Annotated in this window: 22 protein-coding genes; 4 read left to right on the forward strand and 18 right to left on the reverse strand. The window is 43.1% G+C overall.

Translation table 11 applies throughout. The annotated features are described in order from the left end of the window. Positions 1-22: 22 nt before the first annotated feature. The 10 genes from ACQCT5_RS14275 to dnaE all read right to left on the reverse strand — a co-directional run bounded on the left by ACQCT5_RS14275 (position 23) and on the right by dnaE (position 12801). A complete protein-coding gene (locus tag ACQCT5_RS14275) occupies positions 23-937 on the reverse strand; it encodes a DUF1002 domain-containing protein (RefSeq protein ID WP_499642675.1) in 915 nt (304 codons plus the stop codon). Positions 938-1039: 102 nt separating this feature from the next. Further along, on the reverse strand, positions 1040-1435 hold the full coding sequence (locus ACQCT5_RS14280; RefSeq protein ID WP_499642676.1) for an FxsA family protein: 396 nt from the start codon (positions 1433-1435) through the stop codon (positions 1040-1042). 301 nt (positions 1436-1736) lie between these two features. Further along, a complete protein-coding gene (locus ACQCT5_RS14285; RefSeq protein WP_499642677.1) occupies positions 1737-1913 on the reverse strand; it encodes a hypothetical protein in 177 nt (58 codons plus the stop codon). Between the two features lie 257 nt (positions 1914-2170). Continuing rightward, positions 2171-3925, reverse strand: coding sequence for a pyruvate kinase (gene pyk, locus ACQCT5_RS14290; RefSeq protein WP_499642678.1), 1755 nt, complete (start codon positions 3923-3925; stop codon positions 2171-2173). Between the two features lie 124 nt (positions 3926-4049). Next, positions 4050-5009: a 6-phosphofructokinase gene (gene pfkA, locus ACQCT5_RS14295; protein WP_499642679.1), complete on the reverse strand. Its 960-nt coding sequence runs from the start codon at positions 5007-5009 to the stop codon at positions 4050-4052. A 267-nt stretch (positions 5010-5276) separates the two neighbouring features. Then, positions 5277-6257, reverse strand: coding sequence for an acetyl-CoA carboxylase carboxyl transferase subunit alpha (accA, locus tag ACQCT5_RS14300; protein WP_499642680.1), 981 nt, complete (start codon positions 6255-6257; stop codon positions 5277-5279). Next, complete coding sequence (gene accD, locus ACQCT5_RS14305; protein WP_499642825.1) at positions 6251-7114, reverse strand: acetyl-CoA carboxylase, carboxyltransferase subunit beta; 864 nt, start codon at positions 7112-7114, stop codon at positions 6251-6253. The genes accA and accD overlap by 7 nt, the downstream gene beginning before the upstream one ends. A gap of 276 nt (positions 7115-7390) precedes the next feature. Next, positions 7391-8011, reverse strand: a complete 621-nt coding sequence (locus ACQCT5_RS14310) for a FadR/GntR family transcriptional regulator (RefSeq protein WP_499642681.1) — start codon at positions 8009-8011, stop codon at positions 7391-7393. 3 nt (positions 8012-8014) lie between these two features. Further along, a complete protein-coding gene (gene ystJ / locus ACQCT5_RS14315; RefSeq protein ID WP_499642682.1) occupies positions 8015-9253 on the reverse strand; it encodes an NADP-dependent malic enzyme in 1239 nt (412 codons plus the stop codon). Between the two features lie 206 nt (positions 9254-9459). Beyond that, positions 9460-12801: a DNA polymerase III subunit alpha gene (dnaE, locus tag ACQCT5_RS14320; RefSeq protein ID WP_499642683.1), complete on the reverse strand. Its 3342-nt coding sequence runs from the start codon at positions 12799-12801 to the stop codon at positions 9460-9462. A gap of 143 nt (positions 12802-12944) precedes the next feature. Between dnaE and ytrH the strand changes: the two genes are divergently transcribed. After that, on the forward strand, positions 12945-13280 hold the full coding sequence (ytrH, locus tag ACQCT5_RS14325; RefSeq protein ID WP_386642814.1) for a sporulation membrane protein YtrH: 336 nt from the start codon (positions 12945-12947) through the stop codon (positions 13278-13280). A gap of 1 nt (position 13281) precedes the next feature. Then, complete coding sequence (gene ytrI, locus ACQCT5_RS14330; protein WP_499642684.1) at positions 13282-13782, forward strand: sporulation membrane protein YtrI; 501 nt, start codon at positions 13282-13284, stop codon at positions 13780-13782. Positions 13783-13819: 37 nt separating this feature from the next. Here ytrI and ACQCT5_RS14335 read toward each other — a convergent pair whose 3' ends face one another. Further along, positions 13820-14770, reverse strand: coding sequence for a DHH family phosphoesterase (locus tag ACQCT5_RS14335; RefSeq protein WP_499642685.1), 951 nt, complete (start codon positions 14768-14770; stop codon positions 13820-13822). A 187-nt stretch (positions 14771-14957) separates the two neighbouring features. Between ACQCT5_RS14335 and ACQCT5_RS14340 the strand changes: the two genes are divergently transcribed. Then, positions 14958-15290, forward strand: a complete 333-nt coding sequence (locus ACQCT5_RS14340; protein ID WP_499642686.1) for a YtpI family protein — start codon at positions 14958-14960, stop codon at positions 15288-15290. Between the two features lie 257 nt (positions 15291-15547). On the opposite strand, the gene ACQCT5_RS14345 is transcribed toward ACQCT5_RS14340, so the two are convergent. From ACQCT5_RS14345 to ACQCT5_RS14355, 3 genes are all read right to left on the reverse strand, one after another. Further along, on the reverse strand, positions 15548-16855 hold the full coding sequence (locus ACQCT5_RS14345) for a DRTGG domain-containing protein (protein ID WP_499642687.1): 1308 nt from the start codon (positions 16853-16855) through the stop codon (positions 15548-15550). Between the two features lie 72 nt (positions 16856-16927). Next, positions 16928-17167: a hypothetical protein gene (locus tag ACQCT5_RS14350; protein WP_499642688.1), complete on the reverse strand. Its 240-nt coding sequence runs from the start codon at positions 17165-17167 to the stop codon at positions 16928-16930. Positions 17168-17256: 89 nt separating this feature from the next. After that, the gene (locus ACQCT5_RS14355; RefSeq protein ID WP_499642689.1) at positions 17257-17940 is read right to left on the reverse strand and encodes a metal-dependent hydrolase; all 684 of its coding nucleotides are present in this window, start codon (positions 17938-17940) and stop codon (positions 17257-17259) included. A 153-nt stretch (positions 17941-18093) separates the two neighbouring features. On the opposite strand from ACQCT5_RS14355, the gene ACQCT5_RS14360 reads away from it, so the two are divergent. After that, positions 18094-19197, forward strand: coding sequence for a M24 family metallopeptidase (locus tag ACQCT5_RS14360; protein ID WP_499642690.1), 1104 nt, complete (start codon positions 18094-18096; stop codon positions 19195-19197). Positions 19198-19245: 48 nt separating this feature from the next. On the opposite strand, the gene ACQCT5_RS14365 is transcribed toward ACQCT5_RS14360, so the two are convergent. From ACQCT5_RS14365 to ACQCT5_RS14380, 4 genes are all read right to left on the reverse strand, one after another. Next, positions 19246-19899 carry a 2OG-Fe(II) oxygenase gene (locus tag ACQCT5_RS14365; RefSeq protein ID WP_499642691.1) on the reverse strand — a complete coding sequence of 218 codons (654 nt, stop codon included), beginning with the start codon at positions 19897-19899 and terminating at the stop codon, positions 19246-19248. A 367-nt stretch (positions 19900-20266) separates the two neighbouring features. Further along, a complete protein-coding gene (locus ACQCT5_RS14370) occupies positions 20267-21916 on the reverse strand; it encodes a methyl-accepting chemotaxis protein (RefSeq protein ID WP_499642692.1) in 1650 nt (549 codons plus the stop codon). Positions 21917-21926: 10 nt separating this feature from the next. Beyond that, positions 21927-22904 carry a BMP family lipoprotein gene (locus tag ACQCT5_RS14375; protein WP_499642693.1) on the reverse strand — a complete coding sequence of 326 codons (978 nt, stop codon included), beginning with the start codon at positions 22902-22904 and terminating at the stop codon, positions 21927-21929. A gap of 102 nt (positions 22905-23006) precedes the next feature. After that, a complete protein-coding gene (locus ACQCT5_RS14380) occupies positions 23007-23330 on the reverse strand; it encodes an MGMT family protein (RefSeq protein ID WP_499642694.1) in 324 nt (107 codons plus the stop codon). Between the last annotated feature and the right edge of the window lie 22 nt (positions 23331-23352).

A 23352-nucleotide genomic window follows, 5' to 3' on the forward strand; every position in this document is an offset into this window, starting at 1 on the left:
ATTCGGGGCAGTCTCTTTTCCATTATTTGAATAAATTAGCGATGGATTGAAAAAGCTCTCTGAAGAAATCTGCAACTCCCTGCCAGAATCCCGGATCACCTATTACATTTTCCACTCGATCTTTGATTTCCTTAGAAATATCCTCAAGCTGCTGCTTGACACCGTCAAAGTTGATGTCAAGCTCCCGCATTTTATCAAACAAGTCGATAAGCAGCTGTCGATCTTCCTCACTCAACTGAATTTCAAGCTTTTTTAATTGCTCTTCGACAATCTGTTCAATATCTTCTCTTGTAGCTGGATTTTGTTCTGCAATCTGCTTTTTAATTTCTGTCAGCAGTTCACTTACTTTTTCCTGATCCATACCTTCTTTTTCCGCAAGGTTGGTAGCAAGGCTAAGCTCCTCATTGGCCACTTCCATGCGATCCTTGTCCAGAACCTCGCCGCTTACTTCATATGCTTTATAGATACCAACAAGGGCGGAATGGCCGCTCACCTTTACAGGAGAGACCACGATAACCTCTGCGTCCTCGATTCCCGCCGTCAATAGTGCATTGGCGTACATATCATTTGTTACTTCTGTAATATTTTTTGGAGTTTCCCTTTTGATTGCAAGGCCTTCTCCTTTTTCTTTTCTCGTAATTTTAGCAGAAGAGAACATTCTTGCATTTTGATCTTCCCCATCGATATACTTTACAAGGTCCTCACCTGTTACTGTGATTTCCTCCACCATTTCCGGATCCTTCACATTTAAAAGCTCACGGACCTCCTGCTTCTGTTCCTCAGAAAGAGACCCGCCGTATACAACAATCGGCAAGCCGAACTTTTCATTGATGCTATCTTCCTCTTTGTCGCCATTAGCGGCTAGGGCTGTCCCTGTAAAGCTCAAACCTGTTAGTATTAATGTAAAAACTAGCAAGACTTTCAATAGGTGCTTCATCGTTTATCCCCCGTATTTTTTACATATTTTACAATTCTATCTGTCTCATATATTAGCATGAATTTACAGAAAGGCAATGGTTTCCCAATGCCTTTCATTCTTTTATCTTCTGTTGATGATGGTAAATTGCCCCTTGTCCATTCTATTCCGGATTCCCCGGATGATGAATGGCTTCACGATATTTCTGGTAGCAGGAATCAGCAGAAAGAATCCAATGGAATCCGAGATGAATCCCGGAGTGAGCAGCAGGACACCACCAACCAATATGCATAATCCATCAATGATCACATCTCCAGGCATCTGCCCATAACTCATTTTTTGCTGGGCATTCCTCAATGCTTCCAGTCCTTGATATTTTGCCAGCCATGCGCCAAGAACACCTGTCAGGATAATCAGGATAATGGTTAGCCACGGTCCGATAAATTGACCAATTGAAATCAGCAACCAGATTTCGAGTGCAGGCACAACTATTATTAAAGCCAAAAGTATTCTGAACACAGAGGTCATCCCCAATCGTAAAAAAGCTCGTTATTTCTATAGAAACCTCAAGCTCCTATTTTATAATTATATCAAATGGAGCGGGATAACTCTAATTTTAGAAGAATGGTCCACAATTGTGCAGGTTTTATCCAAGTTATCAATTGTGTATACTTCATTGATTATCTATAAATAAAAAACCACAAAAACGCCCTTTCCCGTCAGGCGACTTCTGTGGTTCAATCATTACATTTTTCATTTTCATAATAACAGGTGGAATAAAAATGAATTTGAAAATTAAATGTTTATGTATGCTTGAAGGTTAAAATCCAGCGCTCTTTTCTATAGCACTTTCCCAATTTGGAAAATAATACAATGCATTTTTCATTAGCTCTGGATTTGACTTCTTAACTTGCTTCTTACGAAGTGGCTGTCCTTCTTTTTGCGAAAGTTTCGAGATTTGGCTCATCACTTCTTCCACACTCATACTCGTTTCCACTTAATCCCTCCTTTCTGTTCTCAACTTTATAATTTCCACTTAACGAAAAAAAATTACAAATTCCCCTCAACATTACTGCTTTTTTAGTTCAAAAAAATAAGAGGATATCCTCATTAGAAGATAGCGCCCTCTCGTATTATTAGGTCATCCAGTAAATTATTTTATCTGGTTGGCCTATTATTTATAGGACTCGCTATTTGTAAAAAACAGCCCTCATCTAACATCTAAGTTAGAAAGGGCTGTCCCGTTTTTACCTATTATAGTACGCTTGCATGTCCAGTGTAGATGGTTCCTCTGGAGGAATCCACTGTGATTTCCTGGCCATCTTTCAGAATGGAGGTTGCACCTTCCACCCCAACAATGACAGGAATGCCAAGGCTTAAACCTACCACTGCTGCGTGGCTTGTCAATCCGCCTTCTTCTGTGATCAGGGCAGATGCTTTTTCAAGTGCTGGCATCATGTCTTTGTCCGTACCATTTGTAACAAAGATTGCACCATGGCTCATTTTGGATTTAGCTTCTTCCGCTGTTTTCGCTACAACCACTTTACCGTATGCAGATTTTCTTCCGATTCCTTGTCCACTCGCAAGAACGTCGCCAACCACATGGATTTTCATCAGATTTGTTGTTCCTTTTTCACCAACAGGTACACCTGCAGTGATTACAATCAAATCACCATGAGAAACAATACCTGTGTTGATGGATTCTTCCACCGCTACATCCAGCATTTCGTCCGTTGTAGTAGCTTGACGGCCGATACGAGGGTATACGCCCCATACTAAAGCTAGCTTACGGGACACCGCTTCACAAGAAGTGACTGCAACGATCGGCGCTTTAGGACGGTATTTGGAAATCATGCGTGCAGTATGACCGCTTTCCGTTGGGGTTACAATGGCAGATACGTCCAGGTTGATCGCTGTGTAAGCAACAGATTGTCCAATAGAATCTGTAACTGATGCTCTTGATTGCTTGCTTCTCTTACTTAACAGCTCTTCATAGGATAAAGCCGTTTCTGCACGGGATGCGATATTGTGCATTGTTTGAACTGCTTCGACCGGATAGCTTCCTGCAGCTGTTTCACCGGAAAGCATGATTGCGTCCGTACCATCAAAGATCGCATTCGCTACGTCACTTGCCTCTGCACGTGTTGGACGCGGATTGCGCTGCATGGAATCCAGCATTTGTGTTGCCGTGATAACAGGTTTACCAACCAGGTTGCATTTTTTGATCAGTTCTTTTTGAACTAGAGGTACTTCCTCTGCAGGAATTTCCACACCAAGATCTCCACGTGCAACCATCAAGCCATCTGAAACCTCAAGGATTTCATCGATGTTATCCACACCTTCTTGGTTTTCGATTTTAGGGATGATTTGAATGTCTCCTGCATTGTGGGCTTCCAATAACTCGCGGATTTCCAATACATCGGATGCACGGCGAACGAAAGAGGCTGCAATGAAGTCTACACCTTGTTCAATACCGAAACGGATGTCATTTGCATCTTTTTCAGTCATACCAGGCAGCTTCACTTTCACTCCAGGAACGTTTACACCTTTTTTGTTCTTCAGTGTACCACTGTTAAGGATTTTCGTATTGATCTCATTGTTACTGAAACCGATTACTTCAAGACCGATCAATCCATCATCAAGCAGGATTCTTGATCCGATTTCTACATCTTCCATTAGTCCTGGATAAGAGATGGAGAACTTTTCAGTCGTTCCGATCACTTCTTTCATGGAAAGGATGATTTCTTTTCCTGCCTCAAGCTCAATAGCTCCGTCCTGCATTGTATGTGTACGGATTTCCGGACCTTTTGTATCCAATAGGATTGCCACATTTTTGCCTGTACGCTCGGAAGCTTCGCGGATATTGCGGATTCGTGCACCATGCTCCTCGAAATCTCCATGGGAGAAGTTAAGTCTTGAAACATTCATTCCTGCATCAATAAGCTGGATTAACTTTTCGACACTTTCACTTGCCGGTCCTATCGTACAAACAATCTTGGTTTTTCGCATGTAAAGTTTCCTCCTATAAATTACCCGTTCTTTTTATATACCTTATTATAAGCCAACCCTGCCAAAATTAACATTCTTAAGGGTATAGCCTAGTTATGAAAACGATTCCAAAACCTCCACATCGTTAAATGGAAAGTTCTTTTGAAAGGTCATACATTTTGCGATCAATGGTATGAGTTCTGGATAAAGCTTCAATAATATCATGGTCCACTAATTCATTACTTTGAATACCGACACATCTTCCGCCCTTGCCATCAAGTAAAAGTTCTACTGCACGAGCACCGAGACGACTTGCAAGTACACGATCATGGGCTGTCGGCGAACCGCCTCGCTGAATATGGCCCAATACGCTGACACGAGTTTCGAATTTTGTTTCTTCCTGGATTTTCTTACCGAATTCCACACCACTGCCAACGCCTTCAGCAACAATAATAATACTGTGCTTTTTTCCGCGATCCGATCCACGTTTAAGCCTTGCAATAACCTCATTCATATCATCTTCCGCTTCGGGAATAAGAATAGTTTCCGCGCCTCCAGCAAGTCCTGCCCATAATGCAATATCACCAGCATGTCGACCCATTACTTCAATTACATATGTACGTTCGTGAGAAGTTGCAGTATCGCGTATTTTATCAATTGCATCAATAACAGTATTTAAAGCTGTATCGAATCCAATGGTAAAGTCCGTACCTGGAATGTCATTATCAATGGTTCCCGGAACACCGATACATGGGAAGCCGTGCTCTGTCAATTTCTTCGCCCCCTGGTAGGAACCGTCTCCACCAATAACAACCAATGCTTCAATTCCATGTTTTTTCAGGTTTTCAATTCCTTTAAGCTGGCCTTCCAATGTTTTGAATTCCTCACATCGTGCAGAATAGAGCATGGTACCGCCACGATGAATAATATCTCCAACTGAACCTACTTCCAGTTTCTTAATATCCCCATCTATCAGGCCAGCGTATCCGCGATAAATGCCGTATACCTCCATATTGTGAAAAATAGCTTTTCGAACAACCGCTCGTACCGCAGCATTCATACCTGGTGCATCTCCACCACTCGTCAGTACGCCAATTCGTTTCATATCTCAATCACCTCTTAGGCATTTTTGCTTATTAACTTTCATCCAAACATATATTTTATTAGAAATCTGCCTAGATTGCAAAGCTGTTTTATTAAAAATTAACACGAAGGTATGTCGAAAACAATAGAAAACAGTCGAATAATTGTTGCAGAACAAGAAATTTTTGTTTGCCGTTGGCAAAGGATCAACACCAACTTACCACTATTTTCTAGCGAATAGCTAAAAAAGAGGAAGAGTTGTAGCTAACTCCGCCTCTTTTTTGAGATGCTATTGTTTGATTTTCTCCAGGTTTTCCGTAAAAGAAAATTCCCCAATACGCTTATATTTCGCATAGCGATGCTCGATAAGCTCCTCAGGTGTCAATGGCATTAAATCCTGAAGAGATTCCTTGATGATCTCCCTGATTCCTATTGCCTGGAAATCCACATTCTTGTGGGCGCCACCCTTGGCTTCCGGAATGATTTTATCAATGATGCCAAGTTCATATAGATCCGGAGCTGTGATCCTCATGGATTCAGCCGCTTTTTTGGCAAGTGATGCATCCTTCCAAAGAATAGCAGCCGCACCTTCTGGTGAGATAACGGAGTACGTGGAATTCTCAAGCATATGCAAGTGATTCCCCACTCCTAAAGCCAGTGCCCCTCCGCTGCCGCCTTCCCCGATTACAATACAGATGACCGGAACCTTTAAGCCAGCCATTTCAAAAAGATTTTTTGCGATTGCTTCACTCTGTCCACGCTCTTCTGCAGCCTTACCAGGGTAGGCACCCTTCGTATCGATGAAGCAGATAATCGGACGATTAAATTTCTCTGCCTGATACATGAGGCGCAGGGCTTTTCTATATCCTTCAGGATGGGGCATACCGAAGTTGCGGCGGATATTCTCCTTCGTATCCTTCCCGCGCTGATGTCCGATAACTGTTACTGGTACCCCTTCAAACTTGCCGATTCCACCAACAATCGCCTCGTCATCACCGTAGTATCTGTCACCATGGCATTCCAAAAAGTTCGTGATGACTCTTTCTATATAATCCAACGTGGTAGGCCTTTCCGGGTGTCTTGCAATCTGTACACGATCCCATGGATTCAGGTTACCATATATATCGCTTTCCAGCTTTTCCAATCTTACTTCAAGTTTTTCAATCTCGTTGGACAGGTCCATATCACTGTTTTTCGTAAATTCTCTCAGTTCACCGATTTTTTTCCGCAATTCCACAACCGGTTTTTCAAATTCCAGTTCCCCTACCATTTGGTATCACCTCCAGGAGCGTGAATATCTAATACGTTGGATAAGGTTTCCTTTAAGTCCAGACGGGAGATTACTGCGTCCAACTGACCGCACTTAAGTAGAAATTCTGCTGTCTGGAAATCTTCCGGAAGCTCCTCCCTGATCGTCTGCTCGATGATTCTTCGGCCTGCAAATCCGATAAGTGCTTTCGGTTCAGCAAAGTTATAGTCTCCTAAAGAAGCAAAACTAGCTGAAACTCCACCAGTAGTAGGATGGGTCATAATGGAAATAATTAAACCTCCGCTTTCGCTATGGAGTTTTAGCGCACTGCTCGTTTTTGCCATTTGCATCAGACTTAAAACACCCTCCTGCATCCTCGCACCGCCCGATGCAGTGAAAATGATGAATGGCACTCCTTTTTCCTTTGCTTTTTCAATGGCTCTGGTAATTTTCTCCCCCACTACAGACCCCATGCTTCCCATACGGAAGGTGGAATCCATGACTGCAAGGACGAGAGGGAAATTGTTCAATGTCCCTTCCCCGGTAACAACCGCTTCATTGATGCCTGTTTTTTTTCTGTCGCCTTCCAATTTCTCCAGATAGTTTGGAAACTGTAGGGGATTTTCAGAAATCATGTCTGCATCATAAGCAACAAAGCTCCCTTTATCGAGCAGACTGTGAATTCTTTCCTTTGCATTCATAGGATGATGATGGTTACAATGCAGGCAAACTTTCAGGTTTTTCATCAATTCTTTTGTATACATGATCTTTTTACAGCTTGGACACTTTGTCATGATTCCTTCTGGAACATCTTGATTCGCTACTTCAGATGGTATAGAAGCGTATTTCTTCTTTTTCGTAAATAAATCCTTTAACAAAACAACAGAACCTCCCTTATCTACTTGCATTCCTATCTCCCCATACCTCACTCGGAGCCATAAGCTGCAAAATAACATTTCTACTTGTTTACGTACACTTGTATAAAGTGTCCCAATGCTTTATCATCTGCCATTGGGATTTGGTCCTAATAATAGGTGAAAATATAGGCAAGCAAGGCTGTTAAAGTTATAGTAATAAACAAAACCCTCTACTTACCAATATACTTGTACTATTAATGTAACGGAAATGTGCTGAATAATGTTGTAGAAATTTGTCTACTTGCTCGCGACAATTTCCGCAAAATGTTTTTCATATAGTAATATTGCCTCATTGGCATTTTTAGTTTCTAGCAATTGAATAAGAGATTTGAACAAGTCACTCTCTATTCTATTATCTTTGGTGATAATTAGTGCATAACTATTGACAATATTCCATATTCTCAACATTAGACTATTATCAATAAGTGTAACCATCTGTTTGAAAAAATCGGTTCTTGAAAATTCGGCGGACTCGATCATCTCTTTTAAAAGAGTAAATTCCTTCGCACCTGCTTTTTTAGCAAAAAGCTGGATACAGGTCTTTTCGATTTCCATTTTTGTTTCAATCAGATCTGTCTTCGTCTTATCCTGCTCGAGTATAAACGTTCCAAGCAGCTCAACAAGATGATGTTCCTTGAAATCCTTGATGAATGTCCCTTCGCCCCGTCTCGTTTCAATGAGACCCAGAAGCTCCAATGCACGAAGCGCTTCACGAACAGAAGACCGCCCGACATTCAATCTGTCGGACAGCTCTCGTTCTGAAGGAATCTTATCACCGCTGCTTAATCCATCCTCCACAATAATGGAACGGATTTTTTTGACGATCTCTAGATACATTTTTGTAGGTGTGGTTGTCATGGACTATTCACTTTTTCCGATAATCGCAGCTTTTCTTGTTTTTTCCGCTACTTCTTCCGGATCCACCTGAATTCTCGCAACTCCCGTTTCCATTGCAGCTTTGGCAACGGCTGCTGCCACTGCCGGAGCTACTCTTGGATCGAAAGGAGCAGGGATGACATAATCTGCACTTAATTCGTCGGTAGCAACAAGACTGGCAATCGCTTCAACTGCCGCAATCTTCATTTGCTCATTGATATGGGTCGCCCTGACATCCAATGCCCCGCGGAAAATACCAGGAAATGCAAGAACATTGTTAACCTGGTTAGGAAAATCGGAGCGTCCCGTTCCAATGACACTCGCTCCAGCAAGCTTCGCCTCTGCCGGCATGATTTCCGGGTTCGGGTTTGCCATTGCAAAAATGATGGACTTTTCGTTCATGCTTTCTACCATCGCCTGAGTAAGGGCCCCTTCAACGGAAACTCCGATAAAGACATCTGCACCCTGCATCACATCAGCCAGTGTACCTTCCACCCTACTACGGTTGGTATATGTTGCGACTTCCGCTTTCACACTGTTCATCCCAAAAGGACGGCCTTCATAGATGGCACCCTTGGAATCACACATGGTGATATCTCGGACACCATAGCGGTATAAAAGCTTGATGATGGCGATTCCAGCCGCACCAGCACCATTTGCAACCACTTTGATTTCCCCGATATTTTTCCCTACAAGTTTCAATGCATTGACAAGTCCAGCGACTGTAACAATTGCCGTTCCATGTTGGTCGTCATGGAAAATAGGGATGTTTGTTTCCTTTTTCAAGCGTTCTTCAATTACAAAACAATTAGGTGCTGCGATGTCCTCAAGGTTCACTCCACCGAATGTCGGCTCCAACAGCTTGACTGTTTCCACAATTTTATCTACATCCGTCGTGTTCAAGCAGATCGGGAACGCATCCACCCCGGCAAAACTCTTGAATAATACAGCTTTCCCTTCCATAACTGGCAGTGCCGCTTCCGGTCCGATGTTACCAAGTCCCAATACCGCTGTACCATCTGATACGACTGCTACCATATTGCCCTTCATTGTATAGTCATACACTTTATTTTTATCATCATAGATCGCTTTACAAGGCTCAGCTACACCAGGTGAATATGCCAGACTCAGATCTTTTGCATTTCTGACAGGTACTTTTGACTTTGACTCCAACTTCCCTTGGTGAATCTTATGCATATGTAACGCTTCTTCTTTTAGTGACACTTTTTGGTCCCCCTTGATTAAATGGCTTGCGCACCATGATAAGTGCTATTGCTAGAAAATATTATAATGATAGTCCTTCTATATTCGATAGGAGATATCATTCTCATATGCTTTTATTTTACTAGGAGTAGAAGAAAAGCGGAAGTATTAAACTGAATCAGGAAGGTGGTCAGACCACCTTCCTGTTAACTATAGCATAATATTAATTATTGTAAAGATTTTTTGAAAACCACATTCGCCTCACCTAGCAATTCCTTCAGGGCATCCAAACAGGCAACTGTTGGCGTGACATGATAAGCAGGCTGCAGTCTGATTGTTTTTTTCTCTTTGATATAGTGAAGGTAAACAGGAGATGGGCCGTGATGTTCCTTTAGCACCTTCTGCACCTTTTGCAGGACATCTCCCCCATGCAGATGCTCTTCAATCTGCAAATAGATGTTTCCCACCAAGTGTGCATATGTTTCTTTTAAAGTATCCATGTTCATCACATTTTTCAGAATCAACTGCTCCTTGCCATCCCTCAGCTCAAGGGTTCCTTCAGCAAGAACTGTTTGGCCGGTTTTCAGGACAGAGGAGAATTTTCTATATAAATCCGGGAAGGCTACCGCCTCTAGATCTCCCGTCTGGTCGGACAAAGTAAGGAAGGCCATCAGATCACCTTTCTTTGTACGAATAATACGCTCGGCTGTTACGAATACGCCAAACTTGGCCCTTTTCGCATCTCCCCCAAGGATATCCTGGATAAAGGCCGTCCCCCCCAGTTGGAAATAGGCCGAGAAAGGTTCTGTAGGATGCTTAGATAAATAGAATCCCAGCGCTTCTTTTTCAAGTTGAAGCTGTTCTGTCAGTTGAAGAGGCTCCACCTTCACATATTTAGGTTTCAGGGAAAATTCCTCTTCAATGAAAAAGTCGATTTGATCATCGTTTGCGGGCATCATCAATTCTGCATGTTGAAGGGCTACATCCAGGGTGGCGAGAAGGGTGGCCCGATCTTCATTGAATTCGTCAAGTGCTCCACCATAGATGAGGGTTTCCATTGCTTTTCTGGTAACCTTATTGGAAAGCCGTATGCAAAAGTCAAAGAGGTCCTCAAATTCCTTTTTCCTGCGCTCTTCCACGATGGCTTTTATGATCTGACCGCCGACACCCTTTAAGGTGAGCAGGCTGAACCTGATCTTATTATTCTCCACCTGGAAGTAATAGCCGCTCTTGTTGATGGAAGGAGGCAATACGGTGATTCCCTTTCTTTTTGCCTCACTGATGTATTGGGCCACCTTCTGTTCACTGCCTACCGCACCACTCATCAAAGTTGCCATGAAAATGACAGGATGATTGGCTTTAAGATAGGCCAATTCATAAGAAATCATACTGTATGCCACGGCATGGCTTCTGTTGAATCCGTAATCAGCAAAGCGGACGATCAAATCATACACCTGATTGGCAGTTGTCTCGTCATAACCCTTTTTTAAGCAACCGCTTACGAAATGATTACGCTCTTCTGCCAGCACTTCTTTCTTTTTCTTCCCCACCGCTCGTCTTAGCAGATCCGCTTCTCCAAGCGAAAATCCAGCCATAACAGCCGCTATCTGCATAATTTGTTCCTGATATACGATGACACCATACGTATTTTTAAGAATCGGCTCCAGGTCAGGATGAAGATATTCCACTTTCTTCTTTCCGTGCTTTCTGTCAATAAAGAGTGGAATCTGCTCCATTGGACCAGGACGATAAAGGGCATTGACAGCAACAATGTCTTCGAGGGACGTCGGCTTCAGTCTTGTTAACACCTTTTTCATTCCCGGAGACTCCAATTGGAAGATGCCTGATGTGTCCCCATCACTAAGCAGTTTAAAGGTAGAAAGATCGTCAGCTGGAAGTTCTTCCATGCTTTTGTAGGACTTCTTCGACTTTTTCAACTGGTTTTGAATGTTCTGGATCATTGTCAAGTTGCGCAGACCGAGAAAATCCATCTTTAAAAGTCCGAGTTCCTCGAGCGTCTCCATTGTAAACTGGGTAAGGTAGATATCCTCGTGACCTGATTGGATCGGAATGATTTCCGTTAAAGGCTTATGGCTGATGATCACGCCTGCAGCATGAGTAGAGCTGTGTCTTGGAAGACCTTCTATTTTCTTCGCAGCGGCAAATGCCCGTTTCCGCTCCTCTGTTTCATTGATTGCTCTTCTTAACTGCTCATTTTCCTGATAAGCCGCGTCAAGGGTGATGCCTGGTCTCGATGGAATCATTTTGGATATCATATCGACCTCTTTACCGGACAGGTTCAGCACCTTGCTGACATCCCTCCAGGCTGCCTTGGCAGCGAGGGTCCCAAAGGTGATGATCTGGGCTACATGCAATTCCCCATACTTCCGGGCCACATATTGAATGACCTCGTCACGCCTATTGTCCTGAAAATCGATATCGATATCAGGCATCGTTATCCTCTCGGGGTTCAGGAATCGCTCAAATAGAAGCTGATGCTCGATTGGATCGACATCCGTAATATAAAGACTGTAGGCTACCAGTGAACCGGCAGCTGAACCACGCCCCGGTCCTGTGAGAATGCCTTCTTTTCTGGCAAAATACATAAAGTCCCAAACGATCAGGAAATAATCACTGAACTTCATGCCCCTTATCACTTTCAATTCATAACGAAGCCGTTCTTTATATGTTTCGTCCACCTCACCCAAGCGGTCCGTGAGCCCGAGCCAGCATCGTTCTTCAAGATACTCATCAGCGGAAAGACCATCCTCGACAGGATAGCTCGGCAATGCATTCTGATTAAATTGTATGTGAACCTGGCATCTCTGGCTGATGAGATAGGTATTTTCCATCGCTTCAGGAATATCCTGAAACAACTCCATCATCTCGTTGACATTTCGTAAATAGTGGGGAGCGGTCTTCGGCAGGGATTCAAGCTTCACTCCCTCTTTGATCGAACGGAGACATTCATAGACAAAAGCATCCTCCTGCACCGTGTATTGGACTTTACTTAATGCTACGATAGGCAATGTCAGGGATTTACGGAGAGCTTCCGATTTGTCATAAGCTTCTTTGGTGTTTCGATCGATACCGAGAAATACATGCGGCTTGCCAAACATTTCTGTATACTGCTTGACGATGCTTTCAATTGCTTCCATTTCTTCCACCCAAGCCAGTTCCGATTCTGTTGCAGAGAGTATCGCGGTCAAACCCGCAGCATAGTGCTTGAGCCATTTTTTCGGGACCCCTTGAGGTGACTTTGTTTGTACAATGCTCGAGAGCTTCATCAGATTTGTGTAGCCTTGCATGTTTTCTGCAAGCAATACAATCGAACTGCTTTCCACATCCTCCTCAGAATTCAAAACAGATAGTTTCAGTCCGATAATCGGCTTGATATCCGCTTTTTTGCATGCTTTATAAAAATCAACCGCTCCATACATCACATTTTCATCCGTTAATGCAAGAGAGGTTAATCCAAGTTGTTTTGCTCTGTCAATCAGCTGTCCGAATCGTACCGAACTGTTCAACAAACTGAAAGAGCTCATTATATGTAAATGGACGACACTCATTTTTATCACACCTTACTAACTAATCCTGAATTTATTATAAATTTTCCTTTTATTAAAAAACAATCCTGATAACCTAAGTCTAACACATCATACTTCCTACTCCCTGTCCATATATATAAATAATGACAGAAAGGATGATGGGCATGGATGTAAAGGATCCATTTGTAGCAACAATGCTATTCAGCTTCTTTATAGCGATCGGAGTCATTATCGGCGGGGCCATCATAGGTGGTATTGCCGCCTTTTTAGTGGGGGATGCACCATTGACAAGGATTTTCCGGCTTGCAAACAGTTTGAAGATATGGGCTATTGTGGCGGCCATCGGTGGAACATTTGATACTTTTTATAATCTTGAAAAAGGACTGTTTAACGGGGAGACAAAATTCCTTGTTAAACAGCTACTCCTGATTATTTCAGCAACCGGCGGCGCTCAGACAGGTGCTTTGATCATCAGCTGGCTGACACAGGAAGACCTCTGAGATGCGGGTGCCTCCTTATCATAAAGAGCCAAGCTGGCAGCTATTCTTTTCAGGAGTCGTGCTTGGTGCAGTCATTGGTTGGGTAGTGTTCTTGGTTTTGTATGGAGCCATTCAGGAGCGGCAGGTTGGTGAATTGATAAAAGCAAAAAAACAATTGGAGCTGTCTGAAGCAAGATATCATATTTTAATAGAAGACAATGAAAAACTTAAAGAGGAGAAAGATAAACTGAAGGTGCAGGATATCAAGATCATCATTATCAATCATGACAAGTACATGTTGGGATCCCTGACTCGGTTTTCCGTCATAGAAGGAATAAAAAAGGACTTGAATCATCTCATCGCAAAGGAAGTCAAAGGTATCAAGGACAATAAGGAGCTCTTGAAAAAAACGATAGAAAACAAAAGCTACGAACTGGATGAAAAGAAATACTATTTTCATGTGGAAGACCTTTATATTGATACGACCATTGAAATTGGTCTTATGATCGTGAAGGTGGAGTGATGGGAGGCTGGAGTCGGATGACGTCAGCCTCTATCTTTTATTCTCCCTGCAATTGCGCTCTGCACGTTTCAATTAAATCACTCAGTACATTCTCCGCTTCATCCCACTGGTAGATCGAAGCTCCTGATGCCAGAGGATGCCCCCCGCCGTTATAGCGCTTAGCCACCTGGTTTACAATCGGACCTTTGGAACGGAGTCGTACTCTGATCTGATCTGTTTCCTCGATAAAGAAAACCCATGCCTTGATTCCTTCGAGGTTGCCAAGCATTCCAACTAGCTGAGACGCTTCGGAAGGCAATGCGTTGTAACGCTGAAGAATCTCTTTTGTGATTCTCATGGAAGCGACCCCCTCTTCATGCAAGGTGAAGTTTTCCAGCACATACCCACTCAGCTTTGCAACATGAAGCTTCATTTTATAAAGCTCATTATAAAGGTCGGTCATGGAGAAACCATAGCTTAATAGCTCGCCTGCATACTGAAAGGTTTTGGTGTTGGTGCTTTTGAAAAGGAATCGTCCTGTATCCCCGACAATCCCTGCAAAGATCAGCCTTGCCGCTTCTTTTGTCATTCGGTAGCCCTGATGCTCTCCTGCAAGATAAAGTTCATAGATCATTTCGCTTGTAGAGCTTGCATCCGTATCTACCCAGACCAGGTCTCCATATTTGTCATCGTTCGGATGATGGTCGATTTTTATTAGCTTACTCGCCAGCTTATACCGCTCATCACAGATTCGTTCCGCATTGGCCGTATCACAGACAATCACGAGTGCCCCTTCATAGCTGGAATCAGGTATTTCATCCAATCTGCTAAGGAAGTTCAGGGATTCCTCCGCTTTTCCTACTCTGTACACCATCTTCTCTGGATAAGACTCTTTGATGATTTCAGCCAGTCCACATTGAGATCCATATGCATCAGGGTCCGGACGAACATGACGGTGAACAATAATCGTGTCATGGGCCTTGATTTCATCTATTATTTGCTGCTTCATACTATCCCTCATTTATCTGTTTCATTACTTTCATTTAATCATAGTTTCTCTCAATATCAAAGTGATATAAAGGGTACCACCGCTATCAACTGGGAGCAAAAGTAGAATTTTTGTCACGAACACGTTACAATAAGGTGGCAATCTTTTGTTAAAATGAAACTAGTTCACATATAAGGAGTGTTCCTGCATGCCTATTTTTGTATTTTTGATCATTTTCTCGTTCATTTTCTACTTGTTCTATAAAGTAAAATACTTCCGTACCCAATTGCCTGCTGAAAAGAAATGGCTAAGCGCGAAATCCAGTATGGCTCTGGGCAGCTTCGTCTTTTTCTTTGGTTTGAATACGATTATTAATCCGTTGTCGACTGTGGCGATTGTGGTCGGAGTCGTACTGATCTTGGTGGGTGCAGCCAGCTTTTGGGCCGGACTTAAGTCATACCGCTTCTACCTTCCATATGCAATCAAAGAAGCGGAATATGTAAAAGAACAGGAAATGAAAGAAAAGACCGTTACTAATTGATAGATTACAGACGTAAGAAAGCTGCCTTATAAGAGGCGGCTTTTTTTTGTGAGATTCGACTAGATTGTGTGGTTGCAACAGTCCGGTTGGAACGAAAATTGACTTGTCGGTTCCATGTTGAGGGATTTGATGGTTAATTACCACGCAGAAGGTTTTATGCATAACGTTAATGTTTTTGTGCATAAACCGTATTTCACATCCCTCCAATAGCCCAAAAGAACCGGATTCCCAGGGTTTGGGGATCCGGTTCTCTATTTTTATTGCATCAACTGCACCATCATCATCGCTTTTCCGACAACGGCGCCTTCATGGTAGACTTCTACGTCCACTTTTCCGAACTTACGCCCGACCTCAAGTATCTTCGGTTTAATCTCGATCATGCTATCAATCTGAACAGGCTTGATAAAGTAGATGGTGATATTCTCCACAACCATATCACCCTTTTTCAGGTTACGGATTGCCCGTTTTGCCGCTTCCGTGACGATTGTTGTAAATACACCATAGGATATGGTCCCAACAGAGTTCGTCATCTGAGGAGTCACTTCGCTTTGGTAGTGTTCCTCCCCTTTTGTCTCTGTTACATCCACGAATTGATTGGTCACGATGTCGTCCAGCGTTTCCCCGACCTGTGGCTGCCTTTGGATCATCTGCAGCGCCTTCAGGACATCCTGGCGACTGATGATGCCAAGCAGGCGATGGTTTGGATCGACGACAGGCAGCATCTCAATGCCTTCCCACACCATGATATGCGCTGCGGATGCAACGGACGTTTTTCCGTTGACGGTAATCGGATTTTTCGTCATCACTTTTTCAATCAGAAGTCCATTATCTTTTCCGAGTACGTCTTTGGATGTGACAACCCCCTGGACTTTCAGGTTCTTGTCTATTATCGGAAAACGGCTATGCTTGATTTCCTCGTTATATTTATACCAGTCCTTGATTGTATCCTCGGTCGTCAGATAGGTTGTCGCTTCAATAGGAGTCAAAATGTCCTCAACCAGTACAATTTCTTTTTTGATGAGCTGGTCATAGATGGCTCGGTTGATCAGCGTTGCCACTGTAAAAGTATCATAGCTGCTGGAAATGATCGGAAGCTTCATTTCGTCTGCGAGCTTTTTCACATGCTCGTCTGTATCGAATCCGCCTGTGATAAGCACAGCGGCTCCCGCTTCAATTGCAAGCTGATGGGCATTCGTCCGGTTACCGACAATCAATAGATTGCCCGCCTCCGTATAACGCATCATTGCCTCCAGTTTCATGGCGCCGATGACGAATTTATTCAAGGTTTTATGTAACCCTTCTTTTCCGCCCAACACTTGTCCATCCACAATATTGACAACCTCAGCAAATGTCAGCTTTTCGATGTTCTCTTTCTTTTTTCGTTCGATGCGGATCGTACCTACACGTTCTATGGTACTGACGTAGCCTTTGTTTTCCGCATCCTTGATCGCCCGATATGCTGTCCCTTCACTCACAGTCAGCTCTTTCGCGATCTGACGAACAGAAATCTTCTCCCCGATTGGCAGTTCTTCAATAAAATGGATAATTTGTTCATGCTTTGTCACACTCTTCACCCGTCCAACTAATTATTTATCCCTTTATTATACGGTGGAAAGGTGGTGGATTCAATGAGTTTACTAATATTGGCGCAAACGCACCCTTTTTTCCTGCTCGATTTTCACTTTGCTGACGATGCGCTTTCTTTTTGGAAGATACATAAGTGCTGCAATATTCCCCCCGATTGCCATCAAACATACAACGAGCCAGGCAAGCGCAAACCAGCCGGCAAGCCCGTCTTCTCCCATCGGAAGCCTTGGCACTGCCACATACAATAATGCCCCGATACAAAGCAAGCTTAGCAGAATTCTATTCTTCATCTACAGTCCCTCCCACTCTATTAACAGCTTGTTCTATATATATTCTTAAGGCCAAAAAAAAGAAGCAGGGATTTCTGCTTCTCTTCTCGTTACAAATCTATTGTGTCTCCTACCTTCATCACAAGGCCTGTCCCCCTTGACAGTCTTGCAACAAATTCGTCCGGGTTCTGTTCGATTACCGGGAAGGTATTGTAATGGATGGGAACCACCCGCTTTGCATCCAGCCATTTTGCAGCCCGCAAAGCATCCTCAGGTCCCATTGTATAATTGTCTCCAATCGGCAGGAAGGCCAGATCAATCTCGTTAAGTTCCCCGATCATTTTCATGTCTGAGAATAGACCTGTATCACCGGCGTGATAAATCGTTCTGTCATCTACCGTCAGCAAGATTCCGCTTGGCATACCAGCATAGACGATTGTTTTAGATTCATAATCCGTATAGCTTGAGCTGTGGAAAGCCTGGGTCAGTTTTACCGTTCCAAAATCAAAGGTATGGGAACCGCCAATGCTCATCCCGTGTGTTCTCAAGCCTTGCCATTCGAGGTATTCAGCAAGCTCAAATGGTGCAATTACCAAGGCATCATTTTTCAAGGCAAGATCTACCGTATCTCCTACGTGGTCATTGTGCCCATGCGTGAGGAGGATCACGTCAACTTTTACATCCTCAAGCTTAAGATCGGTACTGCCGTTCCCTGTAATAAACGGATCAAACAATATTGTTTTTCCCTTCGTTTCCACTTTCACAACAGAGTGACCATGAAATGAAACCTTCATAACTATCCTCTCCTATCGATAGATTTCTACCATAGTTTCTCTTCCAAAAGGGAGAAATCCTCCTTTTAATTTTACAGATGTATGATTCCCTGCTAATCTAAATGTAAAACACACATACTTTGTAAGTGGAATGATCTAAAAGGAGTGATAGAAATGAAAGAACAACGACTGAAACAGCTCGTACATTGGGTAAAAGAAGAAAATCTTTCCGCATGTTTTTTAACTTCCACACCTAACGTTTTTTACCTCACAGGATTCTACACAGATCCACATGAGCGTCTATTGGGGCTTCTCGTTTTTCCTGACAGCGAGCCAGCAATTGTCTGTCCGAATATGGAGAGGGAGCAAGTGAAGAAAAGCGGTTGGACGTATGGAATCATAGGGTATGACGACACGGACGATCCATGGGCAAAAGTGAAGGAAGATATAGCAAAGCGTAACGTTACAATCGAAAAGCTTGCGATCGAACAGGAACATATGACGGTTTCACGTTTCCAAAAGCTTCAGGAGATTTTCCCTCAAGCTGCATTTACTTCCGCGGAAGTGAAGATGTATGAGCTTCGCCTGACCAAGGATGAGGATGAGATTTCCATATTGCGTGAGGCGGCAAAGCTTGCTGACTACGGAGTGGAAGTAGGCGTACATAACATTAAAAAAGGGCGCACAGAGCAGGAGCTTGTGGCCATTATTGAATACGAACTAAAGAAAAAGGGGATAAGCCAGATGTCCTTCTCCACCATGGCACTTGCAGGGGAAAAGACGGCTTCTCCACACGGTAAACCTGGACTCGAGACTATCCAGCATGGCGACCTTGTACTGTTCGACCTCGGCGTTGTCCTGAATGGTTATTGCTCTGACATTACCAGAACGGTCGCATTCGGGGATGTAGGCGAAAAGCAGCAGGATATTTACGAAACAGTTCTGAAAGCCCAAACCTCGGCACTTGAAATTTGCAAGCCTGGCGTTGAGATCGGACTGATAGACCGTACTGCCCGCTCCATCATCACAGAAAAAGGATATGGCGAGTATTTCACGCATCGCATCGGCCATGGCCTCGGCATTGAGGTCCATGAATATCCATCCATGAATGCCACGAATACCATGCTTCTCCAAAAAGGAATGGCGTTCACTGTCGAGCCTGGCATCTACAAGCCGTCAGTTGGTGGCGTAAGAATCGAGGATGACATCCTGGTGACAGAAAGCGGAATTGAGATCCTCACAAGCTATCCGAAAGACCTGCAGATTATTAAAGCATAATAGATAAAATGGTCAGAGTTTTTTAATAACTCTGACCATTTTTCAAATCTATTTATATCTTTTCCTTCTCATCCATTGTGTTGCTGCCCACTTTTCCCCCTTGATAATTGGAGAACCACCATGTAAAGTCAGTTCGTTCAAATGATGATTATCATAAAAGTATTCGAAATACACCGCCATCCCCTTTTTTGGAGCCACTGAAAAGTTCAGTTTACGAAAATATGTCTCTCCACCCTCCTCCACGTCATTCAAGTACATGACCAGGGTGCTTACTCTCGGATTGTTTACCGGTCTACTGGCTGATGAAAAAAAATCGAAATGAGCTTTATACTCTTGTCCTATTTTATAGTTAAGAACTTGAAGTCCTTCTCCATGTTCAACAGGAATGTTCATAATCTGTGAGGTTCTTTTTTCAATTCTGGCAATAATGTCATTTTCACCTTCTTGAAAAAACATACTGCTACTTGTTCTGAGTTCATCGACTTCACGCGCATTACCAATCTTTGAACGCTGCATCCTATCTCTTGACTGTATAATCAATTCGTCACATTCAGCATCACTTAAAACATTGCCAAGGACTACTATTAATGGTTCTTCCAATCTAGCAATTATGTTTATTTCTCTATCTTCTGTGATTATTTTATTTCCCGTGTGATGAAAAATGGTTTGTTCTTTAATAGTTACATCGTGTGTCAACTTCATCGACCTCTTTAACAGTTTTAATATTCTGATTTTTCAGTTGCTAGGAGTGATAAATTATTCGACTCCTCTAAAGACCGCAGTTGATTTCCGGAATAGGCTGCGCTTTCCGCGGGGCGATGCTGGAGCCTCCTCGGGCTTTGCCCTGTGGGGTCTCCAGCCTACCGCTATCTCCCGCAGGAGTCTTCGCCTATTGCTCCAATCAACTGCTGGAATACATAAAAACAACAATATAGTTTATGAAAGCAAATATTAAATATTAATAAGTTATTTTTAATAATTTTACACCTTGATTTGGGGAATATCTATCATTATATTTTTTTACATCAAAAAAAGAAGCACCCCAATTGGAATGCTTCCGTGATTTTAATTAAACTCTGAATCTCGAGATGGATTGCTGCAGACTTACTGTGAGTTCCTTCAGTTCAAGAACTTTTTCACTCAGGTTGGTGAATGCGTGGACTTGTTCTGTGGTGGCGGCGCTGATTTCTTCGCTGCCTGCTGCTGTCTCTTCTACCACTGCGCTGATATTATCGACATTGGAGAGGACGTGTTCGCCGAGTTCCTTTGACTTGGAAACACCCTGGACAAGGTTGGAGATTTGCGCGTCCATCAGCTCCATGCTTTCCTGTATCACATGAAATGACTTGGAAGTGAGCGTCATGGTCTCTTTTTGCTCTAGGGACATAGTCACACCATGCCCGACGGATACCACTACTTCTTCAAGCCCCAGTTTCAATTCCCCAATAACCGAGAACACTTCTGTCATCAGGTTTTTTGATTCATCAGCTAGCTTTCTCACCTCTGTTGCTACAACAGCAAAGCCTTTTCCAGCTTCACCTGCTCTTGCAGCCTCTATGGCAGCATTTAATGCTAACAGGTTGGTATGCTCTGAAATGGAAGATACAGAGGCCGCAACATCTTCAATTTTCTCGGCGTAGGATTGGAACTGTTTGGTTGCCCGTTCAATGGATTGAGTCGCAAGCTGTGTTTCCTCCACATTTTTTTCTTGGGACTGAAGCGTCCCCAAGCCGGTATCCACCGCAGCCTTAGCCTTTTGGGCCAGCTCCTTGCTCTCTTTTGTAATGACAACATTGGAGGAAAAATGCTCATCCATATCAGAAATCATATGCACAGAGTCCTGTAGCTCGCTTGAAATGGATTGGGCTCCTGCAGACAGTTCATCTGTCGATACCGCAATCTGCTTTGTAATTTCACTCAAAGTGGCATTTTCGGCTTCCACAAGCGTAGCGAAGCTGTTGACCTGATCACTTGCCACTTGAACTTCTTTTATCAAGTGATGCAGCTGTTCAGACATTTGCTGGAATGAATGATTCAATTGGCCAAGCTCATCTTTTTTATTATAGACAAACGGCTCCACCTGAAGGTTTCCGTCCGCAATTTCCCTTGCCTGCTCGGCAATGCGATCCAACGGTCGGGTAATGGCATATGTCATCCTTAATGAAGAAGCGATGGAAAAGATGATGAGTATTACAGCTCCGATAATGGCAGATACCACTATGGACTTTACCTGTTTTTCCAGATTGGTCTGCACTTGATCGTAATATTCCGTTACATACATATTGAGCATGTAGATATCATTGGAAATACCATCTACACGGACAGACTGGCGTTTTAGCTCTGCGTTGTCATTGGCATTCAATGCTGAAACGGTCGAATTGTTCAACAGTTCCAGCTTCATTGCAGCGTTTTCCAAGTATCCTCTGCTCTCTTTGTCGAATAATGTTTCCTCCAGCTTCTTGAACCAGGAGAGTGTGTGATCCCTTGCTACCTTGACCTCATGCTTACTCGCGTCATTGTTTAAAATCGATGCATTATTCAGGCTCTGTTTCAATGTCAGCGTACTTGATTCCAGTTTTTGAACATTCACAAGAACATCTACAACATCGCGGTTACTAGTCTGCATGGAAATCATTTGAAAAATGATAGTGGCGACCATGATGAGTGCAACGATAAGAACCGCAGTGGAATTGAGTATTAGTTTTCTTTTGATCGTCATCTTATTCTCCTCACTTTACGGTAATCGTTCCGTCCATGATATTTTCTTTCCACTCCTCCAGCTCTTCCTGATCGATAGTGGAGTGCGTGATGACCCTGATCGGTGCAAGACCGACTCCACCTTCCACCAAGCCTAATTCAATGGTTCCGGAAGGTATCTCCGGACTTTTGGTATATTCATCTATGATATTGTATAATGCGATGTCCACATTCTTCATCATAGAGGATATAACGGCCTTTTCAGCAAAAAAGAATTGATCGCTGTCCACTCCAATAGCAAGCTTACCTTGGGTTTGGGCTTCTTTTAGGACACCTACACCGGTTAAGCCAGCTGCGGCATAGAGAACGTCCACATTTTCATCCATCAACTTTTTTGCAAGCTGTGAACCTAAGTCACTATTGCCGAAATCATTGGCAAAATGGGATACCACTTCGATACTAGGGTCGATCGCTTTCGCTCCTTGCTCAAATCCAGAAAGGAATTTTCGGATGAGCGGCACATCAGCTCCTCCTACGAAGCCCAATTTCTTGGAGTTAGTAGTTTGGGCAGCCAAAACACCAGCCAGAAAGCTTCCTTCATTTTCTTTGAACGTAATTGATGTGATATTTGGAAGCTCCGAAACCGAATCCACCAATATAAAGTTCTGTTTTGGAAAATCAGAGGCGACTTTTTCCAGATCCTCCTGTACCATGAAACCTAAACCAACAATCAGGTCATGATCTTCTTCCACCAATTCCAGTAGTCCTTTTTCATAGGTGCCTGTTTCCGAAAGCTCCTTATAGGAAAAAACAATCCCCAATTCATCCCTGGAACGGACAAGCCCCGTAAATGCAGCATCACTGAAGGACTGATCTCCGAGTCCCACATCCGACAGCATGATTCCGACACTGACAGTATCCTTCATATCAACGGTAATCTCCTGCTGGGAGCAACCTCCCAATAATAGTAATATAGTAATAAATAAGATCAAAACACGGCTATTTTTCATAAAAAAACTCCTTCAACTAGTGTACCTAACTTATATCGGCCACTAAATGAAGGAGATTAATATGTTTTAAAATAATCCGCAATTTTAACTATTCTAACTATTTTAGAAAAACAGTCCATCTGGCGGCAGGTAACGGTATTTGTCCAAATCGATTCTGTTATTTTCATCTACAATGATTTGCTCCATTTCCAATATTCTTTTTTGTTCAAACAGCTGTCGCTCATCCTTGAATCCAATCTCACCCTTTGCATTGATAACACGATGCCAGGGGATATCATGTTTTCTACTCATGGAGTGAAGAATCCGGACAATCTGGCGAGCGCCTCTCGGACTTCCCGCCAAAGCCGCAACTTGCCCATAGCTCATCACTTTTCCAGCAGGAATCTGTTTCATGATCGTAATAGCTCGTTCCGTAAAAAGGTTCATTTTTATTCATCCTTGCTATATA

Source organism: Sutcliffiella halmapala, from assembly GCF_050107295.1.
Classification (GTDB): domain Bacteria; phylum Bacillota; class Bacilli; order Bacillales; family Bacillaceae_I; genus Sutcliffiella_A; species Sutcliffiella_A halmapala_A.